General features: G+C 46.4%; 15 protein-coding genes and 2 tRNA genes. 10 read left to right on the top strand and 7 right to left on the bottom strand.

Annotated features, from left to right (window positions below; translation table 11 throughout):
- Window positions 1–138: 138 nt before the first annotated feature.
- Window positions 139–2,112, top strand: coding sequence for an acetate--CoA ligase (acs, locus tag C2740_RS05325; protein ID WP_215292042.1), 1,974 nt, complete (start codon window positions 139–141; stop codon window positions 2,110–2,112).
- Window positions 2,113–2,158: 46 nt separating this feature from the next.
- Window positions 2,159–2,249, top strand: a tRNA-Ser gene (locus C2740_RS05320).
- A gap of 49 nt (window positions 2,250–2,298) precedes the next feature.
- On the opposite strand, the gene C2740_RS05315 is transcribed toward C2740_RS05320, so the two are convergent.
- Window positions 2,299–2,475 (bottom strand): hypothetical protein, encoded by a 177-nt coding sequence (locus C2740_RS05315; RefSeq protein ID WP_215292041.1) that lies wholly within the window; start codon window positions 2,473–2,475, stop codon window positions 2,299–2,301.
- A gap of 224 nt (window positions 2,476–2,699) precedes the next feature.
- On the opposite strand from C2740_RS05315, the gene C2740_RS05310 reads away from it, so the two are divergent.
- Complete coding sequence (locus tag C2740_RS05310) at window positions 2,700–3,005, top strand: YciI family protein (protein ID WP_215292040.1); 306 nt, start codon at window positions 2,700–2,702, stop codon at window positions 3,003–3,005.
- 60 nt (window positions 3,006–3,065) lie between these two features.
- On the opposite strand, the gene C2740_RS05305 is transcribed toward C2740_RS05310, so the two are convergent.
- Window positions 3,066–3,659 carry a DUF1080 domain-containing protein gene (locus C2740_RS05305; RefSeq protein WP_215292039.1) on the bottom strand — a complete coding sequence of 198 codons (594 nt, stop codon included), beginning with the start codon at window positions 3,657–3,659 and terminating at the stop codon, window positions 3,066–3,068.
- A 146-nt stretch (window positions 3,660–3,805) separates the two neighbouring features.
- Between C2740_RS05305 and C2740_RS05300 the strand changes: the two genes are divergently transcribed.
- From C2740_RS05300 to nadB, 4 genes are all read left to right on the top strand, one after another.
- Window positions 3,806–4,024, top strand: a complete 219-nt coding sequence (locus C2740_RS05300; protein WP_215292038.1) for a hypothetical protein — start codon at window positions 3,806–3,808, stop codon at window positions 4,022–4,024.
- A gap of 175 nt (window positions 4,025–4,199) precedes the next feature.
- Window positions 4,200–6,002, top strand: coding sequence for an NADH-ubiquinone oxidoreductase-F iron-sulfur binding region domain-containing protein (locus tag C2740_RS05295; protein WP_215292037.1), 1,803 nt, complete (start codon window positions 4,200–4,202; stop codon window positions 6,000–6,002).
- 34 nt (window positions 6,003–6,036) lie between these two features.
- Entirely contained in the window at window positions 6,037–8,931 is a 2,895-nt protein-coding gene (gene fdhF, locus C2740_RS05290; protein WP_215292036.1) for a formate dehydrogenase subunit alpha, read from the top strand.
- 90 nt (window positions 8,932–9,021) lie between these two features.
- Entirely contained in the window at window positions 9,022–10,677 is a 1,656-nt protein-coding gene (gene nadB, locus C2740_RS05285; protein ID WP_215292035.1) for an L-aspartate oxidase, read from the top strand.
- 291 nt (window positions 10,678–10,968) lie between these two features.
- Here nadB and nadC read toward each other — a convergent pair whose 3' ends face one another.
- The 4 genes from nadC to pgi are packed head-to-tail and all read right to left on the bottom strand — an operon-like array spanning window position 10,969 to window position 15,946.
- On the bottom strand, window positions 10,969–11,823 hold the full coding sequence (gene nadC / locus C2740_RS05280; RefSeq protein WP_215292034.1) for a carboxylating nicotinate-nucleotide diphosphorylase: 855 nt from the start codon (window positions 11,821–11,823) through the stop codon (window positions 10,969–10,971).
- A gap of 50 nt (window positions 11,824–11,873) precedes the next feature.
- A complete protein-coding gene (gene nadA, locus C2740_RS05275) occupies window positions 11,874–13,001 on the bottom strand; it encodes a quinolinate synthase NadA (RefSeq protein ID WP_215292033.1) in 1,128 nt (375 codons plus the stop codon).
- A 39-nt stretch (window positions 13,002–13,040) separates the two neighbouring features.
- Window positions 13,041–14,438 carry a phosphomannomutase/phosphoglucomutase gene (locus C2740_RS05270; protein WP_215292032.1) on the bottom strand — a complete coding sequence of 466 codons (1,398 nt, stop codon included), beginning with the start codon at window positions 14,436–14,438 and terminating at the stop codon, window positions 13,041–13,043.
- An 8-nt stretch (window positions 14,439–14,446) separates the two neighbouring features.
- On the bottom strand, window positions 14,447–15,946 hold the full coding sequence (gene pgi, locus C2740_RS05265) for a glucose-6-phosphate isomerase (protein WP_215292031.1): 1,500 nt from the start codon (window positions 15,944–15,946) through the stop codon (window positions 14,447–14,449).
- A 101-nt stretch (window positions 15,947–16,047) separates the two neighbouring features.
- Between pgi and C2740_RS05260 the strand changes: the two genes are divergently transcribed.
- The 3 genes from C2740_RS05260 to C2740_RS05250 all read left to right on the top strand — a co-directional run bounded on the left by C2740_RS05260 (window position 16,048) and on the right by C2740_RS05250 (window position 17,741).
- Window positions 16,048–17,181, top strand: a complete 1,134-nt coding sequence (locus tag C2740_RS05260) for an NAD(P)/FAD-dependent oxidoreductase (protein WP_215292030.1) — start codon at window positions 16,048–16,050, stop codon at window positions 17,179–17,181.
- Window positions 17,182–17,216: 35 nt separating this feature from the next.
- Window positions 17,217–17,306 (top strand) — tRNA-Ser (locus tag C2740_RS05255).
- 123 nt (window positions 17,307–17,429) lie between these two features.
- Window positions 17,430–17,741: a helix-turn-helix domain-containing protein gene (locus C2740_RS05250; RefSeq protein ID WP_215292029.1), complete on the top strand. Its 312-nt coding sequence runs from the start codon at window positions 17,430–17,432 to the stop codon at window positions 17,739–17,741.
- Between the two features lie 33 nt (window positions 17,742–17,774).
- Here the strand turns inward: C2740_RS05250 and C2740_RS05245 are convergent, their stop codons facing one another.
- Window positions 17,775–19,001 carry a patatin-like phospholipase family protein gene (locus tag C2740_RS05245; protein WP_215292028.1) on the bottom strand — a complete coding sequence of 409 codons (1,227 nt, stop codon included), beginning with the start codon at window positions 18,999–19,001 and terminating at the stop codon, window positions 17,775–17,777.
- Between the last annotated feature and the right edge of the window lie 6 nt (window positions 19,002–19,007).

Raw genomic sequence — 19,007 nt, 5'->3', positions numbered from 1 at the left:
GCTTATTTTAAGGGTTTGCCATAGAGCAAATCCCGGGTGTTTTCACTTATCTTCTAAGGTCTTGAGGGTCTAAACCCATTATTTTGCGACATTTTGGCAAAAATAGATTATTGATTATTTGATAGAGGGCTGTGAAGCATGGAACCATTAAAGCAAGAAAACCGCGTTTTTAACCCGCCAGCTGAGTTTGTCAAGGGTGCTGCGATAGCGGGTATGGAAGCCTATAACAAGCTCTGTGAAGAGGCTAACAAAGATTATGACGGTTTTTGGGGGCGTCTTGCTAAAGAAAATATCTATTGGAAAAAGCCATTTACCAAAGTGTTGGATGAGTCCAAAGCTCCCTTCTACAAGTGGTTTGAAGATGGAACGACCAATGCTTCATATAACTGTTTGGATCGTCAAGTAGAGGCTGGCTTAGGCGATAAGACCGCCATCATTTTTGAAGCCGATGACGGCACCGTTACTAAGGTCACTTACAAAGAGATGCTGGAGCGCGTTTGCAAAATGGCAAATGCATTGCGCAAGATGGGTGTCAAGTCTGGTGATAGCGTCATTATTTATATGGCGATGACCATTGACGGCATTGTTGCCATGCAAGCGTGTGCCCGCATCGGCGCAATTCACTCTGTCGTGTTTGGCGGCTTTTCTGCTCAAGCATTGCGCGATCGCATTATGGATGTTGGTGCAGTTGCAGTGATTACTTCTGATGGACAGTTCCGAGGTGGCAAAGCATTGCCATTAAAAGCAATTTGTGACGAAGCACTTTCCACTGGTGAGTGTCCTAAGGTGAAGCATGTGATTGTTAGTAAGCGTACTGGCGCTGATATCACGATGACAGCTGGCCGCGACGTTTGGATGCAAGAAGTTGTAGCTAATGAAGCTACTACTTGTGAGCCAGAGTGGGTCAGCGCAGAACATCCTTTATTTATTCTCTATACATCTGGTTCAACAGGTAAGCCAAAGGGTGTTCAGCACTCAACTGGTGGTTACCTCTTGTGGGCGATTCTCACAATGAAGTGGACTTTTGATATCAAGCCAAATGATGTGTTCTGGTGTACCGCCGATATTGGTTGGGTAACTGGCCACTCTTACATTACCTATGGCCCCCTCGCAGTAGGCGCCACTGAGATTGTATTTGAAGGTGTGCCAACCTATCCAAATGCTGGCCGTTTCTGGGACATGATCCAAAAACATAAAGCCAGTATTTTCTATACGGCACCAACTGCCATTCGTTCTTTGATTAAGGCATCAAGCAATGATGAAGCAGTGCATCCAAAAAGTTACAACTTATCTTCCTTGCGTCTTTTGGGTTCGGTAGGTGAACCAATTAATCCTGAAGCATGGATGTGGTACTACGAGAATGTGGGCGGATCACGTTGTCCAATTACCGATACTTTCTGGCAAACCGAAACGGGTGGCCACATGATTTCACCATTGCCCGGTGCGACACCCATGATTCCAGGTTCATGCACATTGCCATTACCTGGTATTCAAGCGGCCATTGTTGACGAAGCTGGTGTAGATGTTCCAAATGGCCAGGGCGGTATCTTGGTTGTCAAACGTCCATGGCCCTCCATGATTCGTACGATTTGGAATGATGCTGATCGTTTTGTGAAGTCTTATTTCCCGGAAGAATTGGGCGGCACTTTGTACCTAGCGGGCGATGGTGCAATTCGTAACAAAGATACTGGTTACTTCACAATTACTGGTCGTATCGATGACGTGTTGAACGTTTCAGGTCACCGTATGGGAACCATGGAAATTGAATCTTGCCTAGTTGCTAATCCGTTGGTTGCTGAAGCGGCGGTTGTAGGTCGTCCAGATGAACTTACTGGCGAAGCGATTTGCGTATTCGTGGTTCTGAAGGGCGGACGTCCAACAGGTGAAGAGGCTAAAAAGCTTGCGACTGAATTGCGTAATTGGGTTGGTAAAGAAATCGGTCCAATCGCTAAGCCAAAAGATGTGCGCTTTGGTGATAACTTGCCAAAGACTCGCTCCGGCAAGATCATGCGCCGTCTCTTGCGAGTGATTGCTAAAGGTGAAGAGGTGACTCAAGACACCTCTACCTTGGAAAACCCCGCGATTTTGGACCAGCTGAAGGAGTCTTTGTAGGCTTTTGAAGCTAAACCCTTTTAGGAACCGTATAATTGTGGGTTCCGGAAGGGTGGATGAGCGGTTTAAGTCACACGCCTGGAAAGCGTGCGTAGGTTAATAGCCTACCGCGGGTTCGAATCCCGCCCCTTCCGCCAAGCAGTATCTAAACCACCTTCGGGTGGTTTTTTATTGCCAGCCTACCTGCTACTTGATGTAATCAAAATCACAGTCATCATCAAATATTTTGTACTCCAGGTAGATTTCTTTGCGAGTATGGTGCTGCCAAACCAGGCGATCTTTTAACAAAGGGTACTTCAGCGAATCAGCATACTCATCAAAATACTCATCATCTTCAGCAACGTAATGGTGGATCTTCATCATTACCTCCAAGGAGTTTAGGTTTTTGGCCCAAGGACTCAGAGAGCGATTTCATTGATGTGGTGATTAACTATGTCGCTCCATTTATCCGTAAGTTGTGCGCAGTCTGATGAATTTCATTTGACATGTCTATCGCCAACGTTAAAAAAGCTGCAATTGATGGGGAAAAGCAACAGCCTTATTGCTTAGCGTAATATCAACAAAACTGATTAATGAATGGAGGCAGTATGATTTTTGCTATCTTATTAATGGACCGTCCAGGTACATCTGAGTTGCGGGTGCAAGTCAGGCCAGAACATCGTGCTTACCTGGCAAAACTTTCTCATCGTATGGCCTTTGCTGGTCCTTTGACATCGGAGGATGGACTCACTGTCGTTGGCAGCTTATTGGCAATCGACTTTCCAAGTAGAGCGGACGCTGATGCTTGGTTAAAGGATGAGCCATTTACCAAGGCAGGGGTATATGAAAAGCCTGTCATCCATGTCTTTAATAATATGTGGGAACAGAAGGTTGGATTTCCACCGGAAAAATAAGTCAGTAATTTAGAATTAAAAAGCCACCGATCGGTGGCTTTGTGTTTAGGTATTCGTAAATTAAAGCGGCTTAATTTGGAGTTTCCTAAATTTCACTACGCCGCCTGCCGATTGAATGGCAATAGGGCCACTGGCATATTTACTGTCTTGCCCGTCGGCCACAGTAACCTCACCATTGAGGATGACCTTAAAGTGCGAACCATTGGCAACAATCTCCATTACATTCCACCGCCCACCAGCCTTGGGCACAGGATTTACCTTAGCAAGGTCTACGATCGCACCAGTAGCATAGGCTTGCTCTGGGCGCGTATCCCAGATATTGATTTCATAGCAGGTGTATTGAGAGGGTTTATTGGGGTCTTGGCAGCGTATAAAAATACCGCTGTTGGTATTTGACTCTGCCCAAAATTCGGCTTTGATGATGAAGTTTGTATAGGTCTTATTGCTTACCAAAAAGCCCGATGGTTTATTTCCCACAATGAGCCCGTTACCAATAGTCCAGCTTGCAGTGCCAACAATGTTCCATCCTTCTAGGCTAACGCCATCAATCAGATCTACAAAGCCATCTGCATTTTGGGCAAAAGCAGAATTTGTGCTCAAGAGGGCGGCGCAACAGATGCCAAGGGCTGCGATAGATTGTTTTAGGTTTTTCATAAAGTCTCCTGCGGGTATATGGAATGTTCTCTAATCTTTTTGATTGTTATGGATATTGCTCGATCAACACAAGTAGATATTTCCCAGGGTTGGCTAAGGGGTGCGCTCCTCTCGATGTTGAGGTCAGAATCTAGTAGACTTGAGCTATGAATTCAAGAAAACAACTCATTTTCATTGCTGCTATTACTTTGACCATGCTTTCAGGCTGTGGCTCTGTTGAATCTGCAGCCCAAGACGACTGCACCTCAATTGGCTGGCAGATTGGTAGCAAAGGTTATCAAGATTGCTTTAAAGCCCGCGTGTATGAGCGTAAGCTGGATTACTCCAACCCTCCAGGCGACAAACCTTCCCCATCGGTGATTTAATACTAGGGTAAACCCTTAATTCATTCCCTTGAGCGCCGTCAAGGACTTGAGGGGTGAAATAACCCAAAATCAAAAGATTATTTGCATGTCTAGCAGGGCAAAATCTTTCTTGTCCGGGTATTCAACGCATAACCCCAAATAGCATTACAAGCATAAAAATTAGAGACTACAAACTATGAATCACCCAAAGCCTTCCGGAGAAGTCAAAGCAGTTGCTATCGCTACTGCAGATGATTTGAGGGAGACCATTCGGCGCAAGAGCAAACTCAAAGGTCGTCAAGCGGACGATGCTTCATTGGCAGAAGTGCGACAACTCATTGGTGCCGCAGCAGAACGTCGCGATTTGCTCATCGAAAATCTTCATAAGTTAAATGATGAGTACCGCGCTTTGCATGATCGTCATTTAGTAGCCCTGGCAAAAGAGATGAATTTGCCGATGGCTGAAGTATATGAAGTAGCCACTTTCTATCACCACTTTGAAGTGGTGCGCGGCAATGATGCAGTTGCGGATATCACTGTCCGAGTTTGTGATGGCATTGCCTGTGAGTTAGCTGGCGCCCAAAATCTATTAGCAAAGTTGCCGGCTATTTTGGGCAACCCAAATGTCAAAGTGATTGCAGCACCATGCGTGGGTCGCTGTGAGCAGGCTCCTGTAGCGGTAGTGCACCAATATCCTGTGCTTTTTGCAACAACCGACAAAGTGCAAGCGGCAGTGAACAATAAAATGACTACTCAGCCGATGGCAAAAGATGATGCCATTTTTGATCCAGCATCTCTAGCAGAGCAGGGCGTTTCTCCACAAGGCGTAAATCAAGCATTATCCCCTGACTATGTTGGCTATGAAGTCTACCGTGCTCAAGGCGGTTACGCGCTTGCAAAAGAAATTGTCGAAGGTAAGCGTGATGCAGAGAGCATCATTAAAGCTATGGAGAGCTCAGGCTTGCGTGGTCTTGGTGGTGCAGGCTTCCCAGCAGGGCGCAAGTGGCGTATTGTGAAAGATCAGGTGGCGCCTAAACTGATGGCCGTCAATATTGACGAAGGTGAGCCAGGCACATTTAAAGACCGCACCTATTTAGAGCGTGACCCACATCGTTTCTTAGAAGGATTATTGGTTGCCGCTAATGTTGTGGGTATCGATGCTTGCTATATTTATTTACGCGATGAATATCACGGTTGTCGTGAGTTGCTTGAAAAAGAATTAGAAAAACTCAAAGCCGATCCTCCATTTAAGTTGCCCACGATTGAATTGCGCCGCGGTGCAGGTGCCTATATCTGCGGTGAAGAGTCCGCGATGATTGAAAGTATTGAAGGTAAGCGTGGTGAGCCACGCATGCGCCCTCCGTATATTGCACAAGTTGGTTTATTTGGACGCCCAACCTTAGAGCACAACTTTGAAACCTTGTACTGGGTGCGCGATATTGTGCAGCGTGGACCTGAATGGTTTAGCTCCTATGGCCGTCATGATCGTAAGGGCTTGCGTAGTTATAGCGTTAGTGGACGCGTCAAGAAGCCTGGAGTCAAATTGGCCCCAGCTGGTATTACGATTCAAGAGCTGATTGATGAGTATTGTGGCGGCATGCAAGATGGCCACCAGTTCTACGGTTACTTACCAGGTGGCGCATCGGGCGGTATCTTACCTGCCACTATGAATGACATTCCCTTGGACTTCGATACTCTGCAACCCTATGGTTGCTTTATCGGTTCAGCGGCAGTGATGGTGTTTGGTGATCAAGACAAGGCGCGCGATATGGCGCTGAATGTGATGCACTTTTTTGAGCACGAGAGTTGCGGTCAATGTACTCCATGCCGTGTTGGCACGGGCAAGGCAGCAAAACTCATGCAAGCCAAATCTTGGGATCAAGATATCTTAGAAGATTTAGCGACCGTAATGGTCGATGCGTCCATTTGTGGTCTAGGTCAGGCAGCACCAAATCCGATTCGTTGTATTCATAAATATTTCCCGAATGAAGTTGCATAAGGAAGTAGCTTAAATAGGGAAACACGAGAAAAACATGAACGCACCAACTAATCCAAAAGAACTTGAATTGCAAACTGTCGAGTTCAAGCTAGACGGCAAGACTATCGTTTCCTATGAAGGTGAGACGATTCTGAAGGCGGCTAAGCGCCATGGCATTGATATTCCACATCTTTGTTTTAAGGATGGCTATCGCCCTGATGGTAATTGCCGTGCGTGCGTAGTAGAAATCAACGGCGAACGTACATTGGCTCCGAGCTGCTGCAGAAGCGCCACTCCAGGCATGGAAGTGAAGGCTAATAGTGAACGCGCTTTAAAGAGTCAAAAGCTAGTTCTGGAAATGTTGTTATCGGACATGCCAGACGAAGGATTTAAGTGGGTTGGAGACAGCAAAGAAGAAGAGCAAAAAAATCAACATGGCGAACTCAGCACCTGGGCAGCACGACTGGATGTGGCGGTTCGACCAGAGCTCAAAGCATTACGTCGTGAGAAAGTAGCAAATGACGTATCGCATCCGGCGATGGCTGTAAATCTGGATGCTTGTATTCAATGTAATCGTTGCGTGCGCGCTTGTCGTGAAGAGCAGGTGAATGATGTGATTGGTTACGCTATGCGTGGCGGCCATAGCGAAATCGTGTTTGACCTTAATGACCCAATGGGTGATAGTACCTGCGTTGCTTGTGGTGAGTGTGTGCAAGCCTGCCCGACTGGCGCATTGATGCCCAAAGGCCTAATTGGTTCGCAGACTGTTGATCGTAAGGTCGATTCTGTTTGCCCATTCTGTGGTGTGGGTTGCCAGATCACTTACAACGTTAAAGATGAAAAGATTGTGAGCGTAGAAGGTCGTGATGGACCCGCTAACCATAATCGCCTATGCGTGAAAGGTCGCTTTGGTATGGATTACATCCATAATCCTCAGCGCTTAACAAAGCCACTGATTCGTAAGACCGGTGTTCCAAAAGATGAGGCTCTCCTCGAAGGCAAACAAGATTGGTCCAATATCTTTCGCGAGGCAACTTGGGAAGAGGCGCTTGAGATTGCTGGTGGTGGCCTGAAAAAACTCAAAGACAAGCATGGCCTAAAAGTGTTGGCTGGATTTGGTTCTGCTAAGGGCAGTAATGAAGAGGCTTATTTATTCCAAAAGCTAGTTCGCACAGGATTTGGCAGCAATAACGTAGACCATTGCACCCGTCTGTGCCATGCCTCATCTGTAGCTGCGCTTTTAGAAGGCGTTGGTTCTGGTGCAGTAAGTAACCAGGTAAATGATGTTGAGCATTCCAGCTTAATTATGTTGATTGGATCCAATCCAACGGCAAACCATCCGGTGGCTGCAACTTGGTTTAAGAATGCCGCTAAACGTGGTGCGAAAATTGTATTGTGTGACCCGCGTATGACTGAGATTAGCAAACATGCTTGGCGCACGATGCAATTTAAGCCAGACACTGATGTAGCAATGCTGAATGCCATGATCTATACGATCATTGAGGAAGGTTTAGCAGACCAAGAGTTTATTCAGAACCGCGCCAATAACTATGAAGCTTTAAAAGAAAATATTAAGGGATATAGCCCTGAAGCCATGGCGCCAATATGCGGCATTCCGGCAGAGACATTGCGCGAGGTTGCTAGAGAATTTGCCACTACCAAGTCAGCAATGATTTTATGGGGCATGGGTGTTAGCCAGCACGTTCATGGCACTGATAATGCGCGTTGCTTAATTGCCCTTGTCAGCATTACAGGTCAAATTGGTAAACCAGGTTCTGGCTTGCATCCATTGCGCGGTCAAAATAACGTCCAGGGCGCCAGTGATGCTGGATTGATTCCGATGATGTTCCCGAATTATCAGCGTGTTGATAATCCAGAGGCACATGCTTGGTTTGAGAAGTTCTGGGATACACCGCTTGATAAAAAGCCTGGTTACACCGTTGTAGAAATCATGCACAAGATTACTGCGCCCGATAGCGATCCCGATAAGATTCGTGGCATGTATGTCGAGGGTGAGAATCCTGCAATGAGTGATCCAGATCTGAATCATGCTCGTCATGCTTTGGCATCTCTTGAGCACTTGGTGGTGCAAGATATCTTCATGACTGAAACCGCTTTACTTGCTGACGTTGTATTGCCAGCGAGTGCTTGGCCAGAAAAGGTTGGTACTGCAAGCAATACTGACCGCATGGTACAGATGGGCAAGAAGGCCATCAATCCTCCGGGTGATGCCAAGCCTGATCTGTGGATCATCCAAGAAATTGCTAAGCAGATGGGTTTGAATTGGAATTACCAAGGCGCTGATGATGGCGTTGCTGAGGTTTATGAGGAGATGCGCCAAGCCATGCATGGTGCAATTAAGGGAATCACTTGGGAGCGCCTCGAGAAAGAATCTAGCGTCACCTATCCATGTCTTTCTGCAGAAGACCCAGGTCGTCCTATCGTCTTTGATGATAGTTTTGCCACACCAGATGGTAAGGTGAAGCTGGTACCGGCTGATATCATCCCTGCCAATGAAAGACCTGATGGTGAATATCCATTTGTTCTCATTACCGGACGTCAATTAGAGCATTGGCATACCGGCAGTATGACTCGCCGTGCGACAGTGCTTGATGCGATTGAGCCAATGGCTACTGTATCCATGAATGGTGAAGATATGACTCAACTAGGCGTCATTGCAGGTGATGTCATTACCGTTCAGTCTCGTCGTGGTGAGGTAGGTATTCATGTGCGAAGAGATGATGGCACTCCAAAAGGGGTAGTCTTTATTCCATTTGCCTACTATGAAGCCGCAGCAAACTTGATTACCAATCCTGCTCTAGATCCGTTTGGCAAGATTCCAGAGTTTAAGTATTGCGCAGTGAAGCTCGCTAAGGGCGGCGAGGCGGCAAAGATTATGGGCTATGGAACCAATGCTCCAGGTGGATCGAAGCTAAGCGTTAATATCTAAGCGCGATTGATCACAGTAAAAAAGCTTCCAAGATGGAGCCTTTTTACTGTTGCCTCACCAAATTGATTTGCCCAGTAGAATCAACCCTCTATGGCCAGTTCAAAACCAACCCCTTCCCAGGCGCAAGCTGAGTTACCCGTCCTCATTATTGGAGCAGGACTTGCTGGCTTAACAGTGGCTTTGCACATGGCTGAATCCCAGCCGGTGATCTTGATGGCTAAGCGTGGCTTAGGAGAGGCTGCTACCGCATGGGCGCAAGGCGGCATTGTTGGGGTGGTAGACAAAGAGCATGACAGCATTGATTCTCATGTGGCTGACACTATTGACGCAGGCGCTGGTCTTGTTGTTGAATCAACCGCACGCTTTATCGCAGAAGAAAGTGCTGACGCGATTAAATGGTTAGTAGAGCAGGGCGTGCCATTTACAGCAGATGAGGCGGGGCCAATGGGCTTGCATTTAACTCGCGAGGGTGGCCACAGTCATCGTCGTATCGCGCACGCTGCTGATGCAACCGGTAAGGCGATTCATGAGGTGTTACTAGATAAGGCGAGAGCCCATCAAAATATTCGTATTTTGGAACATTGGATTGCTCTGGATCTCATCACAAATCGTCAACTTGACGCGAAGATACAGCGTAATAAACCCAATCGTTGTTACGGCGTGTATGCCCTAGATATTAAAAATAATCGCGTTGAAACCATCCAGGCGAAGTCAGTAGTGCTAGCCACAGGAGGCGTAGGTAAGGTCTACCGTTACACCAGCAATCCCGATACCGCTACGGGCGACGGTATCGCGATGGCCTGGCGAGCGGGCTGCCGTGTGGGCAATATGGAATTTATTCAATTTCATCCAACCTGTTTGTATCACCCTAGTGATCGCACCTTCTTGATTACTGAGGCTATGCGAGGTGAGGGTGGGTTATTAAAATTACCAGATGGCACTCGCTTCATGTCAGAGCATGATGAGCGGAAAGAATTGGCGCCACGCGATATTGTTGCTAGAGCAATCGACTTTGAGATGAAAAAACATGGCCTAGATTACGTTCATCTCGATGCAACCCACTTAGGTACAGACTTCATCAAAGAGCATTTCCCAATGATTTATGCGCGCTGCTTAAGTCTCGGTTTGGACATCACAAAAGAGCCAATACCAGTGGTACCTGCTGCGCACTATACCTGTGGTGGTGTTGTCACTGATTTAAAAGGCAGAACCGATCTACCAGGCTTATATGCCGTTGGTGAGGCTACTTATACCGGTTTACATGGCGCTAACCGTCTAGCAAGTAATTCATTGCTGGAGTGCGTAGTCATTGGCAAGGCAGCAGCAGAAGATATCTCCGAACTTAAAACACCTGTGATGCCGACATTACCGCTTTGGGATGAGAGCCAAGTTGAGGATGCCGATGAGCAAGTTGTCATTGCTCACAATTGGGATGAGTTGCGCTCCTTGATGTGGAACTATGTTGGCATTGTGAGAACCAACCGCAGACTGGAGCGTGCTTTACATCGCATCAAACTGCTCAGATATGAAGTGCAAGAGTATTACGCTAACTTTAAAGTGACGCGAGATCTGATTGAATTGCGTAACTTACTAGAATGCGCCGAGCTGATTGTGAGATCAGCACTAATGCGAAGAGAAAGCAGGGGGTTGCACTATAGTCGCGACTATCCAGGCACTTGGGCAGTTTCTTATCCGACGATATTGACTCCTCAGGCAGAAGGAAATTCTGAAAACCCAGAAACCTAGATTGATCTAAAGAGCTTCCTTTAACACTGCCTCTTTGATGTGTTTGCCTAAACGAGTTCGCTAGCCTTTACCACTCGCAAATAAAGTGATCTCGCGTTTTGCTTTATCAAACTCACTCAACAATCCACCCAATTAATGTAAATACATCAATAATTAATGTCAATACATAAATTGAGAAAAAAGTGGCATTTAACCCAATCAATATATGGGTTTGAGTCTAGAAACAAAAAACCCCACTGAATATCAGCGGGGTTTGAAAAGTTTGTCAGCCAAGTACTGGCATGGAGAGCGTTACAAAATGCGCATTGAAAAATCTACAGCATGGACATCTTTGGTAAGCTTGCCAAGAGAAATGCGATCCACCCCAGTGGCAGCAATGGAGCGCATCTGATCAAGATTAATGCCACCAGAAGCCTCAAGTAAGGCGCGGCTATTAGTCATTGCGACTGCTTGCTTCATTTGATCATTGGTGAAGTTATCAATCAGAATACTCTTCGCTCCAGCCGCTAGCGCTTCTTCCAGTTCAGCAAAGTTTTCGACCTCAATCTGTATATCAACTCCAGCATTCAGAGCTTGAGCATTTCTCAGGGCAGCAGTCACGCTGCCAGCTGCGGCGATATGATTTTCTTTAATGAGAATGCCATGCCACAATGCAAGGCGTTGGTTCTGGCCGCCACCAACACGTACAGCATATTTTTGGGCCTGTCGTAAACCCGGAATGGTCTTGCGAGTATCTAGTACAGCACAACCTTTGGAGTTAGGGCTAACACCTGCAATTGCCTCCACATGTTGACGGGTAATGCTGGCCGTCCAAGAAAGCGTCTGTAAAAAATTGATACAAGTACGCTCAGCAGAGAGTAGGGCTTGTGAGTCAGCTTCAATATCGCAAACTTTGGTATCGGCTTTCATCAGATCGCCTTCTATGTAATGCCATGTAACTTTAGCATTGGGGTCTAACTTTTTCAAAGTCCCCTCAAACCAATCTACCCCACACAGTACCGCATCTTGGCGTACGATCAATTGTGCTTGAACTATTTTATTGGGCACCAGCTTTGCAGTCCAGTCACCTTTGCCAATATCTTCCATTAGGGCATCATGAATGTTGCGCTGACGGGCCTGCTCTAGAGATTCGTTGTATTCAAACATGCAAGACCAATATAAAAAGATATTTTCAAGAAGAGGCTATCAAAAAGAGACTAAGCGGCACCAATATTTTTTACAAAGCCATGCTGTGCTTTGGCAAGGAGATCGGGGTGACTCTTAGTGAAGTCGAGCATGCGATCAATGCAGGTTAATGCCTTTGCTCGAACAAGCTCTTCAATGAAGATCTCACCAGAGGCATTCTCAAGACAATCTAAGATCCCTTGTAAACCATTCATGGCCATCCAAGGGCAGTGAGCGCAACTCTTGCAGGTAGCGCTATTGCCAGCTGTGGGTGCCTCAATCAATTTCTTGTTTGGGGCTAATTGACGCATGCGATGCAATATTCCATTGTCGGTAGCAACAATATATTCAGTGGCGCTACCTTCAACGACTGCTTTGATCATGGCTGAAGTAGAGCCAACAACATCAGCCAAATCGACTACTGCTTGTGGAGACTCCGGATGAACTAACACCATGGCATTTGGATGTGATGCCTTTAAGACTTCTAGTTCAGCAGCTTTAAATTCATCATGAACAATACAAGCGCCGTTCCACAACAGCATATCTGCGCCAGTCTGTTCTTGAATATAGCGACCCAGATGGCGATCAGGTGCCCACAAAATCTTTTGACCTTCGACTTTAAGTTGATGCACGATGGCAAGTGCACAGGAACTAGTTACCATCCAATCAGCTTGTGCTTTCACTGCAGCGCTTGTGTTGGCATAGACCACCACTACGCGATCAGGATGCATAGATCTAAAAGCAGCAAATTCTTTTGCATCACAACCTAAATCTAAAGAGCAAGTGGCTTCTAGGTCGGGCATGAAAACACGTTTTTCTGGACTGAGAATCTTAGCTGACTCCCCCATGAAACGGACACCCGCAACGATTAAATTCTTGGCGGGGTGATTCTTGCCAAAGCGTGCCATTTCTAAGGAGTCAGCAACAAAACCCCCAGTCTCCATGGCTAGGTCCTGAATATCGCCGTCGACATAGTAGTGAGCAACCAAAGTAGCATCTTTCTCTACTAGCAATTGCTTAATACGGGTAATCACAGCTGCTTTTTCAGGGTTGGCTAAGTGGGGCGGGACTTTTGCCCAGGCTTGGGCTGTACAGGTTATCCCCGCAGAGTCTTGCTGAGGGTAATCAAAGGCTATTGGACTGCTAACGGTTGAATTCATACGAAATCTTAATCGAACCTTCGTATTTATGTGGAGGAGCTAAAACGGCAACTTCGCATCTGGCTTGGCAGCCAACAGAGCAGCTTTAAATTCCGCCTGAATGCGCGCAATCGCTGCTTCACTATCTGCTTCAAAGCGCATGACAACAACAGGTGTGGTGTTAGATGGCCTTGCGAGGCCAAAACCATCGGCATATTCAACGCGCACGCCATCAATGGTATTGATGGATTCCGAGCTGGGGAATTTGGCGTTGGCTTTAATGCTCTCCAGTAATGCAAAAGGTTCGCCCTCAGAGCAAGGCAGCTGCAATTCAGGGGTGCAAATGGCATTAGGTAAGTCATTCAAGGTTTTATTTGGATCTCTCTCTTGAGAGAGGATCTCCAATAAACGCGCTCCTGTATATAGCCCGTCATCAAAACCAAACCAACGGTCCTTAAAGAAGATGTGGCCAGACATTTCCCCAGCAAGTGGAGCACCAGTTTCTTTGAGCTTGGCTTTAACTAAAGAGTGGCCTGTTTTCCACATCAGCGGCTCGCCACCGTGTTCTTTAATGTAAGTTGCTAGATTACGGGTGCACTTGACGTCATAAATAATCTGCCCGCCAGGGTTGCGCGAGAGTACATCTTTGGCAAAGAGCATCATTTGGCGGTCTGGGAAAATCACTTGACCATCTTTGGTCACAACCCCTAGGCGATCGGCATCGCCATCAAAGGCAAGGCCTAACTCATTATCTGTAGTCCGCAGGTTCTGAATCAGATCTTGTAAGTTCTCAATATGTGCGGGATCTGGATGGTGATTTGGAAAATGACCATCGACTTCACAAAAGAGCTCTTGCACTTCGCAGCCTAAAGCTCTGAATAGTTTACCGGCAAATGCGCCACCCACACCATTGCCACAATCAACTGCAATCTTCATGGGGCGGGCTAATTTCACATCGCCAACAATCCGTTCTAGATACATTGGGAAAATATCAAAAGTAGAGCGACTGCCAAAGGTACTAGAATCGCCATTTACAAATTGCTTAGCTTCAATGCGTTTTCGTAAAGCCTGAATCTGATCTCCGTAAATCGCGGCGCCACCTAAAACCATTTTGAAGCCGTTGTAATTTGGTGGGTTATGGCTACCGGTAATCATGATGCCGGACTTGGGCTTTTTGCCATCTAGGGTTTGGTTGGCGCCAAAGTACACCATAGGCGTCGCAACCATTCCTAAGTCAATGACATTAATGCCCGTGGATAGCAAACCTTCGGTGAGGGCTCCGATTAAAGATGGGCCAGATAGGCGACCATCTCTACCAATGACGACCTCGGTTTCACCAAGCTCGCGCATCTCTGAGCCAAAAGCTTGCCCAATGAGTTTCGCAATCGATGGATCTAAAGTCTCATCGATAATGCCGCGGATGTCATAGGCCTTAAATATGGATGGTGATAGTTGCACGGTAAATCCTAACTGTTCAATAAATTAATACGCGCGGCGGTGACAGCATCAATATTGTTATTTGCTGCCACAGGAGAGCCATCAAGCAGCGCCTTTTCAATCGGCTTCGCTAAGACCTTGCCGTACTCAACACCTGGTTGATCAAAACTATTGATATTCCAAAGAGCACCAAGACTCACAGCACGGTTTTCATAAAGAGCTAGCAATGCTCCTAAATAGAACGCATTGAGTTCTGGCAGAAGCAGTAAGTTGCTTGGTCGATGACCAGGGTAAACATCGTTTGGATTTTCAGCTTTTTTGCCATGCGCTAGAGCCTGGGCTTGAGCCAGGCAATTGGATAGCAAGATACGGTGATGTGCAACAGCCTCAGCACGATTGCTCATCGGTTTACGTACCGCAATGAAATCAATCGGAACGACATCTGTTCCTTGGTGCAGAAGTTGAAAGTAGGAATGCTGGGCATTGCTGCCTGCGCTACCAAAGACTATTGGTGAAGAGTGCTTGACTGGCTTGCCTTCACGATCAACAGACTTACCGTTACTCTCCATATCAAGCTGTTGCAACCACTTCGGAAACCAATCCAAGGCATCCGCATAAGGAATGGCTGCATACGCCTTGATATTGCAAGTTTCTTGTTGATGTAATAAAGCCAAAGCCATAATGACTGGCAGATTTTGTTCTAGCGGCGCATTCTTAAAATGCAAATCCATTGCATGAGCACCAGCCAAAAATTCTTCAAAGGCCTTAAAGCCATATTGCAAAGCGATGGGTAGACCAACGGCAGACCATACTGAATAACGACCGCCAACCCAGTCCCAAAAAGGGTAAATATTGTCAACCTGGACACCAAACTCTTTGGCAGCAGGAACATTAGCAGTGACTGCAAACAAAGAATTGGAGATTTGACCCTTGGTGCAGTCATTATCTTTTAACCAGTTGACTACGGCCTTGGCATTCATGGTCGTTTCTAAAGTGGTAAATGATTTAGAAACAATAATGACGCGGGTGCTGTTGGGCTGAGCGCGATCCAGAATACGTGCTAGCTCAGCAGTATCAATATTGGCTAAGAAGTGCATCCGCATACCGCGGCTTTCAATACCGGGAACGTGGGCTAAAGCCTCTATTGCTAAACGCGGGCCAAAGTCAGAGCCACCAATGCCAATATGAATGACATCAGTGACACCCAGCCATTTGTTGCAAAGGGCTTCAATCCGGTGCCACACATCCGCAACAGCCGGCATGACATCTTTGCCATCCAACATGACTGGTGACTTGGAAAGATTGCGTAATGCAGAGTGAAGCGCAGGGCGATCCTCGCTGAGATTAATATGCTTGCCGGCAAACAGATCAGCAATAAACCCTTCAAGCTTGGATTTGCGAGCAAATGAGAACAGCTCATCCCACTGTGCCGTACTGATATTTTGATAAGCGGTATCTAGCACCACATCAACGGCCACATGAACACCTTCTGGGGTGTTTTTTAATGAATTTACTGGTCTTGAAGACATTCTTGGATTTTATCAAGAAGGACCCCCTAAATTCCTCAAAACACTGAAAATGCCAGGATTTCGGTATATTCCTAGTAATGAGTGGAAAGCAAAACAAATAAATGGAGCAAGTTGACTGTGTCGTGATTGGTGCCGGGGTGGTTGGCCTGGCTGTTGCGCGAGAAATGGCCCTTCAAGGCCGTGAAACGATCCTGCTAGAGAGAGAAGGCTCTTTTGGGACGGTTAGTAGTGCTCGTAACAGTGAAGTCATTCATGCTGGTATCTACTATCCAAAAGACTCTCTCAAAGCAAAGCTATGTGTTGAGGGCAATCGACTGCTCTATGAGTATTGTCGTAGCCATCAAGTAGCAACGCAGCCTTATGGCAAGCTCATCGTCGCTGATGATTCTCAGATTGATGATCTTCAAGCAATTCTCTATAAAGCACAAAATAATGGTGTACCAGAAATTAAGATGATTTCCGGTGAAGAGGCAAAGCAACTGGAGCCCAAGCTCAAATGTTCTGCGGCAATACTCTCTTCAAGTACAGGCATTATTGATAGTCATGGCTACATGCTCTCGCTCCTGGGTGGCTTTGAAGATGCTGGTGGCATGATTGCCTATCACTCACCGCTGATCAGTGCAAAGCCGATTGGGCCTGGTGCAGAAGGTGGTTTTGAGTTGGAAATTGGCGGTCCTGATGGTATGAAGCTGCAAACCAAGCTCTTCATCAATTGCGCGGGCATGAGCGCGCCGGCAGTTGCCCAAAAAATTGCAGGCCTAGAAGAAGGTCACATACCCAAAGCTTACTTTGCAAAAGGGAATTATTTTTCACTTTCGGGTAAATCGCCTTTTACCCATTTGATTTATCCGATTCCAGAACCTGGCGGTCTTGGTGTGCACCTCACTTTAGATATGGGTGGGCAAGCTAAGTTTGGCCCTGACGTCGAATGGCTTGATATTGAAAACGAAGAGCAAATTGATTACACCGTTGACCCTAAAAGAGGTGAAGATTTTTATGAGGCAGTCCGCCGCTATTGGCCAGAACTCAAAGATGGTTCTTTGCAGCCCGATTATTCAGGGGTGAGGGCGAAAATAGTGCCGCCAAATACCCCGGCTGGAGACTTTTGTTTCAATTCACCCCAAGACCATGGCCTCCAAGGCCTCTATAACTTATATGGCTTTGAGTCCCCAGGTTTAACCTCCAGCATTGCCATAGCTAGGTATTTAGAAGAGAAAATCAAAAGTTCTTTATAATCTAGGGCTTGGATCCAACCGAGATTCACACTAATGGAAGAGTGGCAGAGCGGTTGAATGCACCAGTCTTGAAAACTGGCGAGGATGAAAGTCCTCCGTGAGTTCGAATCTCACCTCTTCCGCCAAAATAAGTATCCAAAACCACCTTAGGGTGGTTTTTTCTTTATCTGTGTTTCATTAGCCTAAGGGCTAATTGACTGGCTCCAACTTGGGGCAGAGGATAGAGGCCTGTATTTGTTGAGGCTTTTATGAACTTAGCAGAAATTCAATCCTTCAGGGCGGTTGGTAAGCATCTTCGTAATGCACGAGAGAGGCGTGGTCTGACTTTGGCCGCACTTTCAGTTTCAAGTGGATTAGGTATTCATGATCTCGTTCGCATTGAGAGTGGTGAGCTGCTTGGATTTAAGCAGGTAGCAGCAGATACATTAAGTCATGCTGATAAATATGCAAAGGCCTTAGATGTTGAGTTAGAAAAATTGAATAGACCTCATTCTGCTTCGACAAGAATTGATCACCATGAAGAAGATGTCTACATCCCAGTCTTTTTAAGAAAAAAATAATTGTGATTGAGGTATTACAGCAAGGTTTAAAGCTTAAAGTGGTTTTTTCTTCAGAGTCATCTTTTCACCATCAGTATCAAATGCACCATTAAATCCTGGTGGATACTTGCTCCATTGATAACCTTTCAGGCCATGCTCATAGCCATATTGAAATAGAGCATTCATATACTTAGTATCGAACTCTTCCTGATGTGGCTCATTAAAGTCCGAACCAATGTATGCAAGGTTAAAGCCAACATGATCGAACTTGGTCATGGCATAAATACGATAGAGGTCGCCAATACCTTGGGTCTGAATCAGTTGAGAGATCGCGCGACCTGCAACGCTTAAAGTGCGGCGTTCAGTTTCATTCCAGCGAGGATCTAATCTCGAATTTCGAATGATGTAGGCCTGTCGATTGCTGCGGCGCTTGAGGCCCAACTCATTGGCTCTTTGCACTGCTGCAGAGGGGTATAAAAATACCTGCGTGCTTGCGCCTCCATCTACATGCATTTCTTGAAATGCTTGTGAGTCCACCAGGAAATCAAACATCACTGGAGAAAATGCTCCCGGGATTGATGCAGATGCCAACATAATGCGGCGAAAGAGTTCGATGGCTTCTGGTGTACCTACGCTAGCAATACGCCCCATATTCCAGGCAACAGGTACACCAGCGTCAATATTCGTTGTACCAATCAACAGCCAGCGACCATTCGTGTTGTATTCATAAGCAATTTTCTTGAGAAAATTTGCATCAACATATTTGGCTATCAATTGATAGAGTGGAGTGGAGTCCGCTAGGCCATCGCTAAATATTCCCGATATGATGCCGCGATTAATAAAGATATCTTGGGGGTTGATGTTCGTGTAAACCTGCTTCAGGGCCGGGTCATAATCTTTGCCAAGATAGGCAAATGGGGCAATTAATGCGCCAGTACTGATGCCGGTGACTAAATTAAAAGACGGTCTAGATCCTTGTTTGGACCATCCAACTAAAAGACCAGCGCCAAAGGCTCCATCATCACCGCCGCCAGAAAGAGCCAAGTAGTTGGCATCGCCCTGGAATGCATTTTTACCTCGACCGGCCTCAACTTGAGTGGCATCAGCCACTAGCGCATCTACACCCGCCTGTGTTGATATCAGGTAGCGAACGCTTGGTAAACCGGCTATTTCAGCTTTGCTTAAGGATTGGGCTGGGACAGCAGATTTGCGTTCCAGAGCAGAGCAGCCCAAAAGACTAAGAGACACTACGATGCAGGCTGCAAATGAAGATAAACGCATATATTT

It is taken from the genome of Polynucleobacter sp. MG-5-Ahmo-C2, from assembly GCF_018687735.1.
Taxonomy (GTDB): Bacteria; Pseudomonadota; Gammaproteobacteria; order Burkholderiales; family Burkholderiaceae; genus Polynucleobacter.
The sequence above is the reverse complement of the archived record's forward strand: the minus strand, read 5'-3'. Positions and strand labels throughout refer to the sequence as shown.

Bases quoted from the DNA above. Each gene is read 5' to 3' on its own strand.
- acs (WP_215292042.1), top strand. From the start codon at position 139: ATGGAACCATTAAAGCAAGAAAACCGCGTTTTTAACCCGCCAGCTGAG.
- C2740_RS05315 (WP_215292041.1), bottom strand. From the start codon at position 2,475: ATGATGAAGATCCACCATTACGTTGCTGAAGATGATGAGTATTTTGAT.
- C2740_RS05310 (WP_215292040.1), top strand. From the start codon at position 2,700: ATGATTTTTGCTATCTTATTAATGGACCGTCCAGGTACATCTGAGTTG.
- C2740_RS05305 (WP_215292039.1), bottom strand. From the start codon at position 3,659: ATGAAAAACCTAAAACAATCTATCGCAGCCCTTGGCATCTGTTGCGCC.
- C2740_RS05300 (WP_215292038.1), top strand. From the start codon at position 3,806: ATGAATTCAAGAAAACAACTCATTTTCATTGCTGCTATTACTTTGACC.
- C2740_RS05295 (WP_215292037.1), top strand. From the start codon at position 4,200: ATGAATCACCCAAAGCCTTCCGGAGAAGTCAAAGCAGTTGCTATCGCT.
- fdhF (WP_215292036.1), top strand. From the start codon at position 6,037: ATGAACGCACCAACTAATCCAAAAGAACTTGAATTGCAAACTGTCGAG.
- nadB (WP_215292035.1), top strand. From the start codon at position 9,022: ATGGCCAGTTCAAAACCAACCCCTTCCCAGGCGCAAGCTGAGTTACCC.
- nadC (WP_215292034.1), bottom strand. From the start codon at position 11,823: ATGTTTGAATACAACGAATCTCTAGAGCAGGCCCGTCAGCGCAACATT.
- nadA (WP_215292033.1), bottom strand. From the start codon at position 13,001: ATGAATTCAACCGTTAGCAGTCCAATAGCCTTTGATTACCCTCAGCAA.
- pgi (WP_215292031.1), bottom strand. From the start codon at position 15,946: ATGTCTTCAAGACCAGTAAATTCATTAAAAAACACCCCAGAAGGTGTT.
- C2740_RS05260 (WP_215292030.1), top strand. From the start codon at position 16,048: ATGGAGCAAGTTGACTGTGTCGTGATTGGTGCCGGGGTGGTTGGCCTG.
- C2740_RS05250 (WP_215292029.1), top strand. From the start codon at position 17,430: ATGAACTTAGCAGAAATTCAATCCTTCAGGGCGGTTGGTAAGCATCTT.
- C2740_RS05245 (WP_215292028.1), bottom strand. From the start codon at position 19,001: ATGCGTTTATCTTCATTTGCAGCCTGCATCGTAGTGTCTCTTAGTCTT.